This is a genomic window from Lysinibacillus sp. FSL M8-0337, assembly GCF_038593855.1.
Classification (GTDB): domain Bacteria; phylum Bacillota; class Bacilli; order Bacillales_A; family Planococcaceae; genus Lysinibacillus; species Lysinibacillus sphaericus_D.
Map to the genome: position 1 here is coordinate 1,012,384 of NZ_CP151996.1, position 16,947 is coordinate 1,029,330.

17 protein-coding genes are annotated in these 16,947 nt (G+C 40.0%); all 17 read left to right on the forward strand.

The window, feature by feature from the left end; translation table 11 throughout:
- The first annotated feature begins 196 nt into the window (after positions 1-196).
- The 17 genes from recG (at position 197) to lepB (ending at position 16,937) form a co-directional block, all read left to right on the forward strand.
- Positions 197-2,242, forward strand: a complete 2,046-nt coding sequence (gene recG / locus MKY08_RS04570; RefSeq protein WP_069510163.1) for an ATP-dependent DNA helicase RecG — start codon at positions 197-199, stop codon at positions 2,240-2,242.
- 127 nt (positions 2,243-2,369) lie between these two features.
- On the forward strand, positions 2,370-2,948 hold the full coding sequence (gene fapR / locus MKY08_RS04575; RefSeq protein ID WP_024362067.1) for a transcription factor FapR: 579 nt from the start codon (positions 2,370-2,372) through the stop codon (positions 2,946-2,948).
- Positions 2,945-3,937: a phosphate acyltransferase PlsX gene (gene plsX, locus MKY08_RS04580; RefSeq protein ID WP_069510161.1), complete on the forward strand. Its 993-nt coding sequence runs from the start codon at positions 2,945-2,947 to the stop codon at positions 3,935-3,937. Before fapR ends, plsX begins: the two co-directional genes overlap by 4 nt.
- A 19-nt stretch (positions 3,938-3,956) precedes the next feature.
- A complete protein-coding gene (fabD, locus tag MKY08_RS04585; RefSeq protein WP_069510158.1) occupies positions 3,957-4,910 on the forward strand; it encodes an ACP S-malonyltransferase in 954 nt (317 codons plus the stop codon).
- On the forward strand, positions 4,903-5,649 hold the full coding sequence (fabG, locus tag MKY08_RS04590) for a 3-oxoacyl-[acyl-carrier-protein] reductase (RefSeq protein ID WP_024362064.1): 747 nt from the start codon (positions 4,903-4,905) through the stop codon (positions 5,647-5,649). Before fabD ends, fabG begins: the two co-directional genes overlap by 8 nt.
- Before the next feature lie 60 nt (positions 5,650-5,709).
- The gene (gene acpP, locus MKY08_RS04595; RefSeq protein ID WP_024362063.1) at positions 5,710-5,946 is read left to right on the forward strand and encodes an acyl carrier protein; all 237 of its coding nucleotides are present in this window, start codon (positions 5,710-5,712) and stop codon (positions 5,944-5,946) included.
- 280 nt (positions 5,947-6,226) lie between these two features.
- Positions 6,227-6,985, forward strand: a complete 759-nt coding sequence (rnc, locus tag MKY08_RS04600; RefSeq protein WP_172583037.1) for a ribonuclease III — start codon at positions 6,227-6,229, stop codon at positions 6,983-6,985.
- Between the two features lie 3 nt (positions 6,986-6,988).
- Positions 6,989-10,570 carry a chromosome segregation protein SMC gene (gene smc, locus MKY08_RS04605; RefSeq protein WP_069510156.1) on the forward strand — a complete coding sequence of 1,194 codons (3,582 nt, stop codon included), beginning with the start codon at positions 6,989-6,991 and terminating at the stop codon, positions 10,568-10,570.
- The gene (gene ftsY, locus MKY08_RS04610) at positions 10,567-11,814 is read left to right on the forward strand and encodes a signal recognition particle-docking protein FtsY (RefSeq protein WP_069510154.1); all 1,248 of its coding nucleotides are present in this window, start codon (positions 10,567-10,569) and stop codon (positions 11,812-11,814) included. Before smc ends, ftsY begins: the two co-directional genes overlap by 4 nt.
- Before the next feature lie 190 nt (positions 11,815-12,004).
- Positions 12,005-12,340: a putative DNA-binding protein gene (locus MKY08_RS04615; RefSeq protein WP_024362059.1), complete on the forward strand. Its 336-nt coding sequence runs from the start codon at positions 12,005-12,007 to the stop codon at positions 12,338-12,340.
- Between the two features lie 12 nt (positions 12,341-12,352).
- On the forward strand, positions 12,353-13,711 hold the full coding sequence (gene ffh / locus MKY08_RS04620; RefSeq protein WP_069510152.1) for a signal recognition particle protein: 1,359 nt from the start codon (positions 12,353-12,355) through the stop codon (positions 13,709-13,711).
- 94 nt (positions 13,712-13,805) lie between these two features.
- Positions 13,806-14,078: a 30S ribosomal protein S16 gene (gene rpsP, locus MKY08_RS04625; RefSeq protein WP_024362057.1), complete on the forward strand. Its 273-nt coding sequence runs from the start codon at positions 13,806-13,808 to the stop codon at positions 14,076-14,078.
- A 15-nt stretch (positions 14,079-14,093) separates the two neighbouring features.
- The gene (locus tag MKY08_RS04630; protein ID WP_004269410.1) at positions 14,094-14,327 is read left to right on the forward strand and encodes a KH domain-containing protein; all 234 of its coding nucleotides are present in this window, start codon (positions 14,094-14,096) and stop codon (positions 14,325-14,327) included.
- Positions 14,328-14,549: 222 nt separating this feature from the next.
- Positions 14,550-15,065 carry a ribosome maturation factor RimM gene (gene rimM, locus MKY08_RS04635; RefSeq protein WP_024362056.1) on the forward strand — a complete coding sequence of 172 codons (516 nt, stop codon included), beginning with the start codon at positions 14,550-14,552 and terminating at the stop codon, positions 15,063-15,065.
- Positions 15,065-15,793, forward strand: coding sequence for a tRNA (guanosine(37)-N1)-methyltransferase TrmD (trmD, locus tag MKY08_RS04640; protein ID WP_024362055.1), 729 nt, complete (start codon positions 15,065-15,067; stop codon positions 15,791-15,793). The genes rimM and trmD overlap by 1 nt, the downstream gene beginning before the upstream one ends.
- 126 nt (positions 15,794-15,919) lie before the next feature.
- Entirely contained in the window at positions 15,920-16,264 is a 345-nt protein-coding gene (gene rplS / locus MKY08_RS04645; RefSeq protein WP_024362054.1) for a 50S ribosomal protein L19, read from the forward strand.
- 106 nt (positions 16,265-16,370) lie between these two features.
- The gene (gene lepB, locus MKY08_RS04650; protein WP_024362053.1) at positions 16,371-16,937 is read left to right on the forward strand and encodes a signal peptidase I; all 567 of its coding nucleotides are present in this window, start codon (positions 16,371-16,373) and stop codon (positions 16,935-16,937) included.
- Positions 16,938-16,947: the final 10 nt, after the last annotated feature.

Genomic DNA, 16,947 nt, shown 5'->3' on the forward strand with positions numbered 1-16,947 from the left:
GGCGATAGTGACCGTTTTACCCTCGATGGCAATCTACCCTAATATTCAGTTGCTGTGTCGACACGAAAGAAAAGTTTTATGATACAGTTAAAAAGAGAACGGATGTATCTACGAATAACTATAAAACAATTGACATAGAAGGGAGGTAGGCTCTTGTGATTTGTGACACAATAAATCTCAAGAGCTGTTGTGACAGGTGACTGAATTAACCAGTCCTGTCTCCGAATTAAAAGGAGTCGGGAAAGAAACCGCAGCACACTTAGAAACACTGGGTATCGAGACGGTAAACGATATTTTATGGACCTTTCCACATCGGCATGAGGATTTCCGTTTAAAGGATTTAGCGCAAACACCACATAATGAACGTGTTACCGTTGAATGTAAAGTAGAACGTGAGCCGACTGTGTTGTTTTTAGGACGCAACAAATCTCGCTTGCAAGTAACCGTGCTTGCGGGGCGACATTTAGTAAAAGTCGTATTTTTCAATCAAAACTATTTAAAGCAAAAGCTTATACCAGGTACTATTGTGACAGTGACGGGCAAATGGGATAGAGGCAGACAAGTTATTAATGGCACCACTGTCACTTTTGGACCGAAAATCGACCAAGTAGACTTTGAACCTGTCTATAGTTTGAAAGGTTTAATTCCACAAAAACGGTTTCGTAAATATATGCGACAAGTGTTAGATGACTTTGGTGCAGTGCTACCAGATGCGATTCCACAGCATTTGCAGGATGCCTATAAGTTGGTCTCAATACGCGATGGGCTGGAAGGTATTCATTTTCCGCAAAATGCTGAACACGCGAAACAAGCAAGAAGGCGCTTTGCTTATGAAGAATTATTAAACTTTCAGCTTCGTATTCAAGCTTTACGTAAACTACGTAAGGATACTGAACACGGTACGGTTATACAATTTGACTTGCAAAAACTACGGGCATTTATTGCTTCATTACCATACGAGTTAACAGGTGCTCAAAAGCGTGTTGTCAATGAAATATGTAAGGATTTAAAAGCTCCGCATCGCATGAATCGTTTGCTACAAGGCGATGTTGGGTCGGGAAAAACGGTCGTAGCAGCTATTTGTTTATATGCTGCTGTGACAGCTGGATTTCAAGGGGCGTTAATGGCACCGACGGAAATATTAGCAGAGCAACATGCTGAAAACTTAGTCGCTTGGTTTGAGCCATTTGGTGTACGTGTCGCATTATTATCAGGCTCAACGAAAACGAAGGAGCGCCGTCTACTATTAGCTGCACTTGCTGATGGAGAAATTGATATTGTTATAGGCACCCACGCTCTTATCCAACCTGATGTTCTCTTCAAGAGACTGGGCTTTGTTATAACGGACGAACAGCATCGCTTTGGTGTGGAGCAACGTAGAATTTTGCGTGATAAAGGAGAAAACCCTGATGTGCTCTTTATGACGGCAACGCCTATCCCGCGAACACTGGCGATTACAGCATTCGGTGAAATGGACGTCTCGTTAATTGATGAAATGCCAGCAGGGCGTAAAGAAATTGAAACCCATTGGATGAAAAAAGAACAACTCGGTTCTGTATTAGCTAAACTAGAGTTAGAGCTGACAGCAGGTAGACAAGCATATGCCATTTGTCCTTTGATTGAAGAGTCGGATAAACTGGATGTACAAAATGCCGTAGAGATTTATGAGCAACTCGCATCGTATTTTACTGGACGCTTTAAAGTTGGATTAATGCATGGTCGCTTACCAGCAGATGAAAAAGATGCGATAATGCGAGGCTTTAGCGAGGGTGATATTCACGTCTTAGTATCTACGACTGTTGTTGAAGTCGGCGTAAATGTGCCCAATGCAACGTTTATGGTAGTCTACGATGCGGAACGTTTTGGCTTAGCGCAGCTACATCAGCTCCGCGGTCGTGTAGGACGTGGTGAGCATCAATCCTATTGTATATTAATTGCTGATCCAAAATCCGATGAGGGGAAAGAGCGAATGCAGTCTATGACCGAAACAAATGATGGTTTCCGTCTAGCTGAAAAAGATTTAGAGCTTCGTGGACCAGGAGACTTTTTCGGCCGTAAGCAAAGCGGCTTGCCTGATTTTAAAGTAGCTGATTTAGTACATGATTATAGAACCCTGGAGACGGCACGGAAAGATGCAACAGCAATGATTGAAACAGATGCATTTTGGCATGATGAGACGTATCGATATTTGCGTGAAATGCTACAAGAGTCTGGCGTCCTTCAAGGCGAACGATTTGATTAATGTAGCGTTGTGTAATAAGGAATGTGAGGGCTTGTTTTTGAAAACAAGTCTTGCATTCTTTTTTTATACTCTATATACTGATATTAGTACCAAGTGCTAATAACAACTCAAAAGGTGGCGAATGACGTTGAGACGAACGAAAAAAGAGCGACAGCGATTATTATCTGAAACGATTGCGGAAAATCCATTCGTCACAGATGAACAACTCGCGTCGGAGTTTCAGGTAAGTGTTCAAACAATACGATTGGATCGTATGGAATTAGCAATTCCCGAATTGCGTGAACGAATTAAAGATGTGGCTTCGAAAACTTATGAAAATGAAGTGAAATCGTTACCGATTGACGAAGTAATCGGTGAAATTATTGATATAGAATTAGACAATCGTGCATTATCAATTTTTGACGTAAAAGATGAGCACGTTTTTCAACGCAATGGCATTGCTCGTGGACATCATTTATTTGCACAAGCAAACTCATTAGCTGTAGCGGTAATTGATGATGAACTTGCATTAACAGTGCACTCCAATATTACATTTGTGAAACCTGTAAAAGCCGGAAATCGTGTTATTACTAAGGCGGTCGTTGTTGGAAGAGATGATGAACGCCATCGTACAAAAGTAGAAATAGTATCTACTGTAAATGGTGAAACAGTTTTGGTTGGTGAATTCGATATGTACCGCACGAAAGGTAAAGGTGAACAAGAATGAAATTAGCACTTGATGGAATGGGTGGCGACAATGCGCCAAAGTCAGTAGTGGAAGGTGCATTATTAGCATTAGAACAAATTCCTAATTTGGAAATTCAGTTATATGGACAGCAAGAAAAGCTTGATCCTTATTTGAAAATGCATGACCGTTTAACGGTTATTCATTGTGAAGAAGTGGTCGAGGGCACAGATGACCCTGCACGTGCTGTACGACGTAAAAAAGATTCATCGATGGCACGTATGATGGATGCAGTGGAAGAAGGGAAGGCAGACGCTTGTCTTTCGGCGGGAAATACAGGTGCATTAATGGCAGGTGGTTTGTTTAAGGTAGGACGTATTGAAGGTATTGCACGACCTGCACTAGCTACGACATTACCGACGCTTGATGGCAAAGGGTTTTTAATGCTTGATTTAGGAGCGAATGCAGATGCACGACCAGAGCATTTACTGCAATATGCGATTATGGGTGATATATACGCCAAAAAGGTAGGCGGTCTACAAAAGCCACGTATTGGTCTTTTAAATATCGGAACTGAAGATAAAAAAGGCAATGATTTAACGAAAGCCGCTTTTGCTTTACTAAAAGAAGCAGACTTGAATTTTATCGGCAACGTTGAGGCGCGTGATTTACTTGATGGGGTAGCAGACGTTGTTGTGACAGATGGATTTACAGGCAATATGGTACTGAAGTCAATAGAAGGAACAGCGGGTGCGTTATTTACAATGCTAAAAGAGGCATTTATGTCTTCTACCAAAACGAAAATTTCAGCAATGTTGATGAAAAATAATTTACGTGACTTAAAAAATAAAATGGACTACACAGAGTATGGCGGTGCAGGTTTGTTTGGTTTACAAGCACCTGTAATTAAAGCGCATGGATCATCCAATGCGAAAGCAATCTTTAGTGCAATCCGTCAAGCCAATACAATGGTTGAGCATACAGTGATATCAACGATTACTGATACAGTACGTCACTTAGAAATTGATTAACAAAGGGGATTAGTAAGACATGACGAAAATTGCATTTATTTTTCCAGGCCAAGGCTCACAGACGGTTGGTATGGGTCAAGAATTTATAAGCAATTCGCAAGAAAGCAAGGCTTTTTACGAAAGTGCTAACAAAACACTTGGTTTTGACTTATCTAAATTAATGCTAGAGGGACCTGCTGAAGAGTTAACACTAACATACCATGCGCAACCAGCATTATTAACGACAGGTGTTATGGTTGCTGAAAAATTGCGTGCTGCTGGCATTACGCCACATTATGCCGCTGGTCACTCTCTTGGAGAATACGGTGCATTAGTCATCGCAGGTGTGCTATCGTTTGAGGATGCTGTAGCTGTTGTTCATAAACGTGGTTTATACATGAACGAAGCTGTACCAGCAGGGCAAGGTGCAATGGCAGCTATTCTTGGCATGGAGCTTGAGGCGTTACATGCAGTTACTGCTAAAGTTACAGCTGAAGGTGATGTAGTTCAAGTTGCAAACGTCAACTGTCCAGGACAAATTGTCATTTCTGGTACTAAGGAAGGCGTTGATAAGGCCTCTGTAGCTGCAAAAGAAGCGGGTGCAAAACGTGCAATTCCGTTAGTAGTAAGTGGACCTTTCCATTCAGAATTAATGCGACCATCCTCAGAACAATTACAAGCTACGCTAGCCGAAATTACTTTATCTGAACCACAAATTCCGGTAATTAGCAACGTGAAGGCGAATGAATTACAAGATGTACCAGCTATTCAACAAGAGTTAGTTGAACAAGTGTATAGCGCTGTACAATGGGAAGCATCCGTGCGCGAAATGATTGCACAAGGCGTGGATGTATTTATCGAGTGTGGCCCTGGTAAAGTGTTAAGTGGCTTAGTTAAGAAAATAGATCGTTCAGTGGCAACGTATTGTGTATATGATGAAGCGTCATTAGAAGCAGTATTAGAAGCGTCGAAGGAGTGGTCAATCAATGCGTAAATTAGAAGGTAAAGTTGCAGTTGTAACAGGTGCTTCACGAGGAATTGGACGTGCGATTGCATTGAAGCTTGCGGATGAAGGTGCAAAGGTTGTTGTTAACTATAGCGGCTCACAGGCAAAAGCAGAGGAAGTCGTTGCGACAATTCAAGCAAATGGTGGCGAGGCGATTGCCGTTCAAGCAAGTGTCTCAAAAACAGAGGAAGTTACTGCATTAATGGATGCGGCAGTCAAAACATTTGGCGCGCTTGATATTTTAGTAAATAATGCAGGAATTACTCGCGATAATTTATTGATGCGCATGAAAGAAGAAGAATGGGACGATGTACTCGATACAAACTTAAAAGGTGTGTTCCTTTGTACAAAAGCAGTCACTCGTCAAATGATGAAGCAGCGTGCAGGGCGCATCATTAATATATCTTCTATCGTTGGTGTTGCTGGTAATGCAGGGCAAGCTAATTATGTAGCGGCAAAAGCGGGCGTTATTGGCTTAACAAAAACGACGGCAAAAGAACTTGCGTCACGTAATATTTTAGTGAATGCCATTGCACCAGGATTTATTGAAACTGAAATGACTGAACAGCTTCCAGAAGATTTAAAACAAGGCATGCTGACACAAATTCCTCTCGCTAAACTTGGGCAACCTGAGGATATTGCGAAAGCAGTTGCGTTTTTAGCTTCTGAAGATGCAAACTATATGACAGGCCAAACGCTACATATTGACGGCGGCATGGTGATGTAATAATATGCTATAGCATAATTTTTAATTTTTTGTATAATCATTTGAGGGGAGGTGAACGTTTTGACTACAGTATTAGAGCGCGTAACAAAAGTAATCGTAGACCGTTTAGGTGTTGAGGAAAGTGAAGTTACACTAGAAGCTTCTTTCCGTGATGATTTAGGTGCAGACTCATTAGACGTTGTTGAGCTTGTAATGGAGCTTGAAGACGAATTCGATATGGAAATTTCTGATGAAGATGCTGAAAAAATTTCAACAGTTGGTTCTGCTATTTCATACATCGAAGGTAAAATTAACTAATTTTCTGGTAGATGACACAGATTTTGATAATACAAAATCTGATACCATTGTAGACTTACATCAAAGCATAATGGCAAAAGCTTATATGCTTTGATGTATTTTAAAGGTACGAAATGGTTCGTTTTTCGAACGATGGACGTACCTTTTTTTATTTTTGTTAAAAAAATACGAAAAAACTTCCAAAACATTGTATTTATGCCGAAATACTTTTGCATAAATGCCTTGAAAAAGGTACACTAAGACGGTAGAAACTATTAGGAAGGCAGATTGTTCAATGGCTATGAGAAGAAAAGGAACTATGCAGAAATCAGGCGTACTTCCTGAAAAAGTACGCAATCAATTCGAGCTATTACAGCATGAATTAAACATCACATTTATTAATAAAAATTTATTGTATCAAGCATTCACGCATTCATCTTATGTGAATGAGCATCGCCGTAAATTGTTTACGGATAATGAGCGTCTCGAGTTTTTAGGCGACGCTGTACTTGAACTGTCTGTTTCTAAATACCTTTTTGAGAAATACCCGCATATGAGTGAGGGCGAATTAACAAAATTACGAGCATCAATCGTTTGTGAGCCATCCCTTGTTATTTTTGCAAATGAATTAGGATTTGGTCGCTTTGTATTGCTTGGAAAAGGTGAAGAATTAACAGGTGGACGGGAACGCCCAGCGCTACTTGCAGATGTTTTTGAATCATTTGTAGGTGCTCTTTATTTAGATCAGGATTTGCAAACGGTCGTGACATTTTTAGAACGAATCGTGTTCCCAAAGGTAGAAGTCGGTGCTTTTTCGCATGTGATGGATTTTAAAAGCCAGTTACAAGAAATGGTACAGCAAACAAACAACGGTTTACTTCATTATGAAATTATTGATGAAAAGGGCCCAGCGCATAACCGTACCTTTGTATCAAGCGTGTTATTAAATGGACAAGAGCTTGGTATTGGTCGAGGAAAATCAAAAAAAGAAGCCGAGCAACAAGCAGCACAATGTGCGATGCGCGCAATGCGTGAGCATACTGCTAAAGAGGAGGCTTAATAGATGTTCCTAAAACGACTCGAAGTGATTGGCTTTAAATCTTTTGCGGAGCGCATTGGTATTGACTTTGTACCAGGTGTTACAGCTGTTGTTGGACCTAATGGCAGTGGGAAAAGTAATGTAACTGATGCTATTCGTTGGGTACTCGGGGAGCAATCGGCAAAGTCGTTACGTGGGGCAAAGATGGAAGATGTTATTTTTGCTGGGAGTGACTCTCGAAAGCCACTAAACTTTGCAGAGGTAACATTAATTTTAGATAATACTGATGAACAGCTTGCTTTTTCGTATACAGAGGTCAGCGTAACAAGACGCGTATACCGTTCAGGTGATAGTGAATATTTATTAAATAACCAGCAGTGTCGCCTGAAGGATATTACGGACTTGTTTATGGATTCGGGACTTGGGAAAGAGGCTTTTTCAATTATTTCCCAAGGCCGTGTCGATGAAATTTTAAATAGCCGCCCGGACGATCGCCGCTCAATATTTGAAGAGGCGGCTGGTGTTTTAAAATACAAGCTACGAAAGAAAAAAGCAGAGCATAAACTAGTAGAAACAGATGAAAACCTTTACCGTGTTTTAGATATTTTACATGAGTTGGATAGCCGTTTGGAGCCTTTGCAAATACAAGCTTCTAGCGCAAGAGACTATGTACAAATGTCCACGGAACTAAAGGATTTTGATATTGCAATCCTTGTGCACGATTTGAAAAATTGTGCACAATCTTTGCATGCATTGAAAGCAGAGTATGCGCAGCTATCTGAAACAGAGCAAAAACAAGCTAGGGATATTCAAGAGCTAGAAACACAAACGACGGGTATTCGCAAACATTTAAAAGAATTGGATGTTTTATTGGATGCTGCCCAATCTGAGCTTGTAGATGCAACGATGGAAATGGAACGTTGGGATGGCCGTAAAGCCTTAATGGCTGAAAAACGCCAAAATGCCACGAACCAATTACAGCAGTTGAATACATCATTACTTGAAGCGCAAAATGAAGTAGAGGTATTAGTTGCACAAGAACTTGAGAAAAAACAATTGTTTGTAGAAAAACAACAAGAAGTTTTAAAGCTCAAGCAAATCATTAAGCAATTAGAGCAATCCTTAAATCGTTCAGTTACAGAAATTGAACAGGAAATGGAAGAGCATAAAAACCGCTATATCGACTCATTAAACGAAGAAGCTACAGTCAAAAATGAATTAAAAAATATCGAACAACAATTATCACAACAAAAAGCAATGGCAGCACGTATGACTGACCAAACGGATGAGATTGGTCAAGAGTTGATTGAAGTTGTGGCGGAGAAAGAAACACTTGTTGGCCTACATACGGCAACAACGACTGCATTGCAACAGAAGCTCGAACAATATGAAGCATTGCAAATGCAGTTTAAAAAAGTGAATCTTTCTTTTAATGATAAGCAAGAAATGCTGTATAAGGCTTATCAGCACCAGCAACAATTAAAAGCCAGAAAAGATACATTAGCAGAGCTAGAAGCTGATTTCTCTGGCTTCTTCCATGGTGTTAAAGAAGTATTGTTGGCACGTGATAAAGGTGAATTAGTTGGCATTGAAGGCGCAGTGGCTGAATTGATTCAGGTTAATGGCAAATATTCACAAGCGATAGAAACGGCTTTAGGTGCCGCCTCCCAACATATTGTGACGACGAACGAACAGAACGCCCAACAAGCTATCCGTTGGTTAAAGCAAAAAAGAGCAGGGCGTGCAACATTCTTACCAAAAACGGTTATGAAATCACGCAAAATCAATCCGTCAGCCATTCAGCTTGCTACGGAGCATCCAGCGTTCGTACAAATGGCAGATGCCCTTGTCACGTTCGATGAGGACAATCGTTCCATTGTTGAAAATTTGCTTGGCAATGTCATCGTCGCAGCGAATTTAGAAGGGGCAAGTCAAATTGCAAGATTATGTGGTTTCCGTTACCGTGTCGTAACGCTCGAAGGGGATATTGTCAATGCTGGAGGTTCTTTAACGGGTGGTGCAGCGAAACAGCAATCTTCCCTATTTACAAGAAAAGCCGAGCTCGATGGTCTTATTGCCAAACTAGAAGCATTAGAAACGTCGATTTATAGTGCAGAGCAGGCTGTAGCAACGGAAAAAGAGACATTGGCTACATTACGTGACAAAGTAGAACAATTAAAACTAGAGGGCGAACAATTGCGTAAAGATGAAATGCAACAGGCAAGTCGCCTTCGAGAATTAGAAGTTGTAGAAAAAAGTCTATCCGCCAGAGTGTCCTTTGCTTCAAATGAAACGCAAGATGTGAAGACACGTGAGGAAGCGCTGCTTGCTCAAAAGGAAGTAGCTACTGCACGTTTAGCAGCGCTTGCTGAAGAATTAGTAGCGATTAACGAGACGGTAGAGCAATTAGGTAAAGTTAAACTACAAAGTGAAACAGAAAAAGATGTTCTGCGCGAACAAACGGCAGAAAAACGTTCAGAGTTAGCGGTAATGCAGGAGCAAATGTCACAAGTACAAATTGCGACCGCACAACTTGCCCTACAATTAAACAAAGCTCGCCAAAAAGTCGACAATATTTCTCAGGAAATAATCTGGCTTCAATCTGATGAATCGACAAAATTATTGAGTGATGAAGAAGTAGAGGAGCAAGTCGCAACTTGGAAAGCTAGAAGAGAAACGTTACAAGTTACGATTACCCAGAAAAAGGAAGAGAAAGCGGCACAACAACAGGAATTAACAACGTTAGAAGAGCAGCTAAAGGAATTGCAACGTATACATAAAGGCTTCATTGAAGCAATACGTGCGAATGAATTAAAGCGCAATCGCGTAGAATTTGAGATGAGTAATTTTAAAAATCAGCTCGAAGAAAACTATCAACTAACGTTTGAAGAAGCATTGGAAGTCGCTTTAACCATTGAAGACGAAGAGCATATGCGACGTCGCGTCAAATTATTGAAAAAATCCATTGAAGAATTAGGTCTTGTAAACTTAAGTGCGATTGAGGAATTCGAGCGTGTTCAAGAAAGACATTCTTTTTTAACAGAGCAGCGTGAGGACTTACTCGAAGCGCAGGATACTTTACACGAAGCTATTAAAGAAATGGATGAAGAAATGACAATTCGTTTTAGTGAAACCTTTTTTGCCATTCGAGAGCAATTCAAACGGGTATTCCGTGAATTGTTTGGGGGCGGTCAGGCAGATTTAGTATTACTAGATCCAGACAATATGCTTGATACAGGCATTGAAATTGTTGCACAACCACCAGGGAAAAAGTTGCAAAATTTAAGTTTACTTTCTGGTGGTGAACGTGCACTTACTGCGATTGCTTTACTATTCTCCATTTTAAATATAAGACCTGTGCCGTTCTGTATACTCGACGAAGTAGAAGCGGCATTGGATGAGGCAAATGTTGTTCGATACAGCGAATACTTGAAAAAGTTTAGTCGCAATACCCAATTCATTGTTATTACACACCGTAAAGGTACAATGGAGGGAGCTGACGTACTGTATGGTATTACGATGCAGGAATCAGGTGTATCAAAACTTGTATCAGTAAAATTAGAAGATGAACCCGTACTTGCGGAGCAAAGGAGCGAACAAGCATGAGTTTTTTTAAACGTTTAAAAGATAAGCTAATTGGAAATCCAACAGAAGAAAAAGTAGAAAATTTAGTCGAAGAGCCATCTACCGTATTAAAGCTTGAAGAGACGGAAGAGCCAGTTCAACAGGAATCAAGTCATGAAGAGCTGCAAGAAAAAGTAGAAGAATCATCAGCAAGTGAGGACTTCATCGTTTCACAAGCTTCGAATGTTGTGGAAGAAGAAAAACAGGAAGAAGTGCAGGAAATTGCGATTGTAGAGGAGCCTGTAAAAGAAAAAAAACCTTCAGCCTGGTCTATTACACAAAAATTTAAAGCGGGTCTTGAAAAAACCCGTAATTCCTTTACTTCTAAGGTGAATGATTTAGTAGCACGTTACCGTAAAGTAGACGAAGACTTCTTTGAAGAACTAGAAGATCTATTATTACAAGCAGACGTTGGCTTTGAAACAGTTATGGAGTTAATGGATAAATTACGCTTTGAAGTACAGCGCAAAAATATTAAAGATACAAATGGTATCCAAGCGATTATTTCTGAAAAACTTGTGGAAATTTACGAGCAAGGGGAAGAAGATTTAATCGAACTAAATATGCAGCCTAATGGTGAGTTAACAGTTATTTTATTCGTAGGTGTAAACGGTGTTGGGAAAACAACAACAATTGGTAAGTTAGCACATCGTCTAAAATCAGAAGGAAAAACAGTTGTCTTAGCTGCAGGAGATACGTTCCGTGCAGGGGCAATTGACCAATTACAAGTTTGGGGAGACCGTGTTGGTTGTGAAGTAATTAAGCAATCAGAAGGTTCGGATCCAGCAGCTGTTATGTATGATGCAATACGTGCGGCGAAAAATCGTAGAGCGGACGTCTTAATTTGCGATACGGCGGGCCGTTTACAAAACAAAGTGAACTTAATGAATGAGCTTGAAAAAGTACACCGAGTTATTTCACGGGAAATACCGAATGCTCCTCATGAGGTATTATTAGCACTAGATGCAACGACTGGTCAAAATGCACTTGTGCAGGCACAAACATTTAAAGAAGTAACAAATGTAACAGGTATTGTTTTAACGAAACTCGATGGTACTGCAAAAGGTGGTATTGTGCTTGCCATTCGAAATAAATTACACATTCCTGTAAAATTTGTAGGTCTTGGTGAGAAAATGGATGATTTACAACCATTTGATGCAGAACGCTATGTATACGGCTTATTTGCTGAAGGCTTAGATAAAGAACTGCAAAATAGCGAAGAGTAAAAGATTGTAGTTGAAAGAATGGTCGCTCGACTGTTAAAAGGTGAAACACATTGTTTAAAAGAGAAATACTAGCGAATGGTGAAATAGCGTTATTCAGCTAATAGAATGCTTTTAGACAAGGAGATTACCTTGACACAGACGGGCGATTTTCGTTATGATACAAATGACTAACAACGGGGGGAGAAACTCGATGCTACTTGAAAAAACAACACGCATGAACTTTCTCTTCGACTTTTATCAAGCATTACTAACAGATAAGCAAAGAAGTTATATGGAACTGTATTATTTAGATGATCACTCACTTGGAGAAATCGCTGAATCATATGGAGTTTCACGTCAAGCTGTTTATGATAATATTCGTCGAACTGAAGCGATGCTTGAAGAATATGAAGAAAAACTATGTTTACTGGAAAAATTTCAACAACGTACGCAAATGCTTGCGCGCCTTACAGCTGGAATTACAGAAAAAAGTATGCCGGTTGAGGAGCAGTTGGCGCTTATTGAACAGTTGAAAGAATGGGATTAGGAGGCGAAAGCAGTGGCTTTTGAAGGATTAGCGGAACGACTCCAAGGAACGATCCAAAAGATTAAAGGTAAGGGTAAAGTATCGGAACAAGACGTTAAAGAAATGATGCGTGAAGTCCGATTTGCTTTAATCGAGGCGGATGTTAACTTAAAAGTAGTCAAGGAATTCGTTAAAAAAGTAAGTGAACGCGCTGTTGGTGTAGATGTTATGCAAAGCTTAACACCAGGTCAACAAGTTATTAAAATCGTTCAAGACGAATTAACGGAGCTGATGGGCGGCGAACAAAGCCCGATTAAATTTAATACAAAGCCACCAACTGTCATTATGATGGTCGGTTTGCAAGGTGCGGGTAAAACAACAACAACTGGGAAATTAGCAAATGTTTTACGTAAAAAATATAATCGTAAACCATTACTAGTGGCTGCGGACGTTTACCGCCCTGCTGCGGTTCAGCAATTACAAACATTAGGAAAGCAATTATCTTTACCTGTTTTTGCTTTAGGCACAGATGTATCACCAGTTGAAATTGCTCGTCAGGCAATTGAACTGGCGAAAGAAGAACATCATGATGTTGTCATTATCGATACAGCAGGTCGCTTGCATATTGATGAAGATTTAATGCAAGAATTAAAGGATATCCGTGCGTTAAAAGAGCCTGATGAAGTTTTCCTTGTGGTAGATGCCATGACGGGGCAAGATGCTGTAAACGTTGCAGAAAGTTTTAATGAGGCTGTCGGCATTACAGGGGTTGTTTTAACAAAACTGGATGGCGATACACGCGGTGGTGCAGCATTATCCATTCGTTCGGTGACACAGAAACCAATTAAATTTGTCGGTATGGGCGAAAAAATGGATGCGCTTGAACCGTTCCATCCGGAGCGTATGGCATCTCGTATTTTAGGCATGGGTGACGTGTTATCCCTAATTGAAAAGGCGCAGGCAAACGTCGATGAAGCAAAAGCGAAAGAACTGGAAGAAAAGTTCAAAACGCAAAGCTTTACACTCGATGATTTTGTTGAGCAATTACAACAAGTGAAAAAAATGGGTCCACTCGACGAAATATTAAAAATGCTACCAGGTGCAGGCAAAATTAAAGGCTTAGACAATGTCAAAGTAGACGATAAGCAAATGGGCCGTGTAGAAGCCATTATTTACTCTATGACAACTGCTGAAAAGACAAATCCTGAAATCATTAACGGTAGCCGTAAAAAGCGCATTGCCAAAGGTTCAGGTACGTCTATTCAAGAGGTCAACCGTTTGTTAAAACAATTTGATGAAATGAAAAAAATGATGAAGCAAATGACAGGTATGGCGACAGGTAAAGGCAAGAAAAAGATGAAATTACCAGGCTTTGATTCATTGTTTAAATAATATTTTATAGGTGTTAAGAAAAAACACTTTACAAACAACATAAACATTGATAATATACTATCTTGTGTGAAACTTATTCGGAGGTGCTATTAAAATGGCAGTTAAAATTCGCTTAAAACGTATGGGAGCTAAAAAATCTCCTTTCTATCGTATCGTAGTTGCAGACGCTCGTTCACCACGTGACGGTCGTTCAATCGAAACAGTTGGTACTTACAACCCACTAACTCAACCAGCTACTGTAAACATTGATGAAGAGAAAGCTCTTAAATGGTTAGCTGACGGTGCAAAACCATCAGATACAGTACGTAACTTGTTCTCAGAACAAGGTATCATGGAAAAATTCCATAACCAAAAATTCAGTAAATAATCGGGGGAGACGTCTTTGAAGCAGCTGATTGAAGCAATCGTTTTACCGTTAGTCGATTATCCAGAAGAAGTCCGTATTGAGACGGACGAAAATGCAAATCGAATTGTTTATAAACTTTTTGTTCATCCAGAGGATCGAGGGAAAGTCATAGGCAAACAAGGGCGAGTAGCGAAAGCGATTCGTACAATTGTTTATTCAGCGGCAGGTAGTCACCATCAAAAAAAGACTTACGTCGATATATTGGATTGATAAAAAGATTTTCACGCTCGTTTACGCGCAATAAGGTAACAATGTAGCAATTATGCAACCTGTCGCCATTTTGCACTGAACAATTTTAACGACTATGTTGTTGCTAGAATTCGAAGGAGCTGTAAATGTGTAGCGTAAAATCTGGATAGAAGAGGGGGGAGCTTGCTGGTTCCTTCCTTTTTTTATATAGTACGGATATATAACGGTATAGAGGTGAAATGAATGGAATGGTTTAATGTAGGTCGTATTGTAAACACGCACGGAATTCGTGGTGAAGTACGTATCTTATCGACGACAGATTTTGAAGAAGAACGCTTTGCGGTCGGGAATAAGCTTGCAGCGTTTAAAAAAGACGATAAAAAGCCAACGTGGGTAACAATTCAATCCGTACGCCGCCATAAAAACTTTATTTTATTAACATTTGAAGGTATGGATAATATCAACTTTGTCGAGCCGTTCAAAGAAGGAATGCTCAAAATCACGAAAGATCAAATGACCGATGATTTATTGCAAGAAAATGAATTTTTCTTCCATGAAATTATAGGCTGTACGGTTGTATCTGAAGAAGGTGCAACAATTGGCGAAGTCAAAGATATTTTGCAAACAGGTGCCAATGATGTATGGGTAGTGAAGGGTGCTAAAAAAGAGCATTACATTCCATACATTGAAGACATCGTCAAAAATATTGATGTGGAAGAAAAGAAAATTGTTATTCATGTGATGGAAGGCTTACTATGATGCATATTCACGTATTAAGCCTATTTCCTGATATGTTTTCGGGTGTATTTGGTGCATCGATACTAAAAAAAGCTCAAGAAAAAGGGGCTGTAAAGCTAGAAGTATCAGATATTCGTGCGTTTTCTGGCAACAAGCATAATCAGGTAGACGATTATCCGTATGGTGGCGGTGCAGGGATGGTGTTAAAGCCAGAGCCGATGTTTAGTGCTGTAGAGGCCATTACAGCGGGTAAAAAGCCACGTATTATCTTAATGTGTCCGCAGGGTGAACGTTTCACCCAAAAAAAAGCGGAAGAGCTAGCGCAAGAAAGTGAATTAGTGTTCTTATGTGGTCACTACGAAGGCTATGATGAACGCATTCGCCAGCACCTCGTTACCGATGAAATATCGATTGGTGATTTTGTGTTAACAGGTGGTGAGTTAGGCGCAATGACGGTTATAGATAGTGTCGTACGCCTTTTACCGGGCGTGTTAGGACAAGCAGATTCCCATATTCAAGATTCTTTTTCAACGGGTCTGTTAGAACATCCGCATTATACGCGTCCTGCTGAATTCCGAGGCATGCAAGTACCCGAAGTATTATTATCAGGCAATCACGCAAAAATCGAACAATGGCGCGAGGAACAATCGTTAAAAAGAACATTCGAGCGTCGACCTGATTTACTCGAGCATTATCCATTAACAGACAAGCAAAAATTGTATTTGGAAAAACTTAAAAAACAACAATAAAGATGCTTGCTTGCATGCCATATATGTGATAACATCTAATCTGTGCTTCTATGTGAAGTGCTGAATTACGGTGTTCCGCTGTGGCATAGATTGCGTGCAAGAGCATCTGTCTAAGGAGAGAAAACAATGTCAAACATTATTACAGAAATTACTAAAGCTCAGCTTCGCACTGATCTACCAGCTTTCCGTCCTGGTGATACTGTTAAGGTACACGTGAAAGTAGTAGAGGGTACTCGTGAACGTATCCAAGTATACGAAGGTGTAGTTATCAAACGTCGTGGTGGCGGTATTAGCGAAACTTTCACAGTTCGTAAAATTTCTTACGGTGTAGGTGTTGAACGTACATTCCCTGTACACACACCAAAAATCGCTAACTTAGAAGTTGTACGTCGTGGTAAAGTACGTCGTGCTAAACTTTACTACCTACGTAACCTACGTGGTAAAGCTGCTCGTATTAAAGAAATTCGATAATTATGACTTAAAAGTGAGGGGCTTGTATTGCAAGCTCCTTTTCTTTTTGCTTGTCATCTTAAATAATAATCATCTAAAATGAAGATAGACAAGGGGGCAATTCATAATGGAAAAACAAGTGAAAGAAAAGAATGAATTATGGGAATGGACAAAGGCTCTTTTAATTGCATTTGCGATTGCAGCAGTTATTCGTTATTTTTTATTTACACCAATTGCAGTTGACGGTGAGTCCATGATGCCAACCCTTGAAGATGGCGACCGAATGATTGTCAACAAAATTGGTTATAAAATTGGAGAGCCTAAGCGCTTTGATATCGTGGTGTTCCATGCACCAGAGCAAAAAAACTACATTAAACGTGTAATTGGCTTACCTGGTGAAACATTGGAATATAAAGACGATCAGTTATACATTAACGGAGAACCGATAGATGAGCCTTATTTAGATGCATACAAAGCTGAAATTACTGAAGGTACATTAACGGAAGATTTTACGTTAAATGACATTGATGCATCACTGCATGATGTAATTCCGGAAGGTTATGTGTTTGTGATGGGCGATAATCGTCGATATAGCAAAGATAGCCGTCACATAGGTATTGTCGATCAAAAAGAAATTATAGGTAATACGAGCCTGATTTTCTGGCCGTATAGTGATATTAAAATTGTGAAGTAATGTTTGAAAG

Coding starts and splice junctions, on each gene's coding strand:
- rpsP (WP_024362057.1), top strand. CDS start 13,806: ATGGCAGTTAAAATTCGCTTAAAACGTATGGGAGCTAAAAAATCTCCT.
- MKY08_RS04615 (WP_024362059.1), top strand. CDS start 12,005: ATGCTACTTGAAAAAACAACACGCATGAACTTTCTCTTCGACTTTTAT.
- ftsY (WP_069510154.1), top strand. CDS start 10,567: ATGAGTTTTTTTAAACGTTTAAAAGATAAGCTAATTGGAAATCCAACA.
- fabD (WP_069510158.1), top strand. CDS start 3,957: ATGACGAAAATTGCATTTATTTTTCCAGGCCAAGGCTCACAGACGGTT.
- rimM (WP_024362056.1), top strand. CDS start 14,550: ATGGAATGGTTTAATGTAGGTCGTATTGTAAACACGCACGGAATTCGT.
- rplS (WP_024362054.1), top strand. CDS start 15,920: ATGTCAAACATTATTACAGAAATTACTAAAGCTCAGCTTCGCACTGAT.
- plsX (WP_069510161.1), top strand. CDS start 2,945: ATGAAATTAGCACTTGATGGAATGGGTGGCGACAATGCGCCAAAGTCA.
- fabG (WP_024362064.1), top strand. CDS start 4,903: ATGCGTAAATTAGAAGGTAAAGTTGCAGTTGTAACAGGTGCTTCACGA.
- lepB (WP_024362053.1), top strand. CDS start 16,371: ATGGAAAAACAAGTGAAAGAAAAGAATGAATTATGGGAATGGACAAAG.
- rnc (WP_172583037.1), top strand. CDS start 6,227: ATGAGAAGAAAAGGAACTATGCAGAAATCAGGCGTACTTCCTGAAAAA.
- trmD (WP_024362055.1), top strand. CDS start 15,065: ATGCATATTCACGTATTAAGCCTATTTCCTGATATGTTTTCGGGTGTA.
- smc (WP_069510156.1), top strand. CDS start 6,989: ATGTTCCTAAAACGACTCGAAGTGATTGGCTTTAAATCTTTTGCGGAG.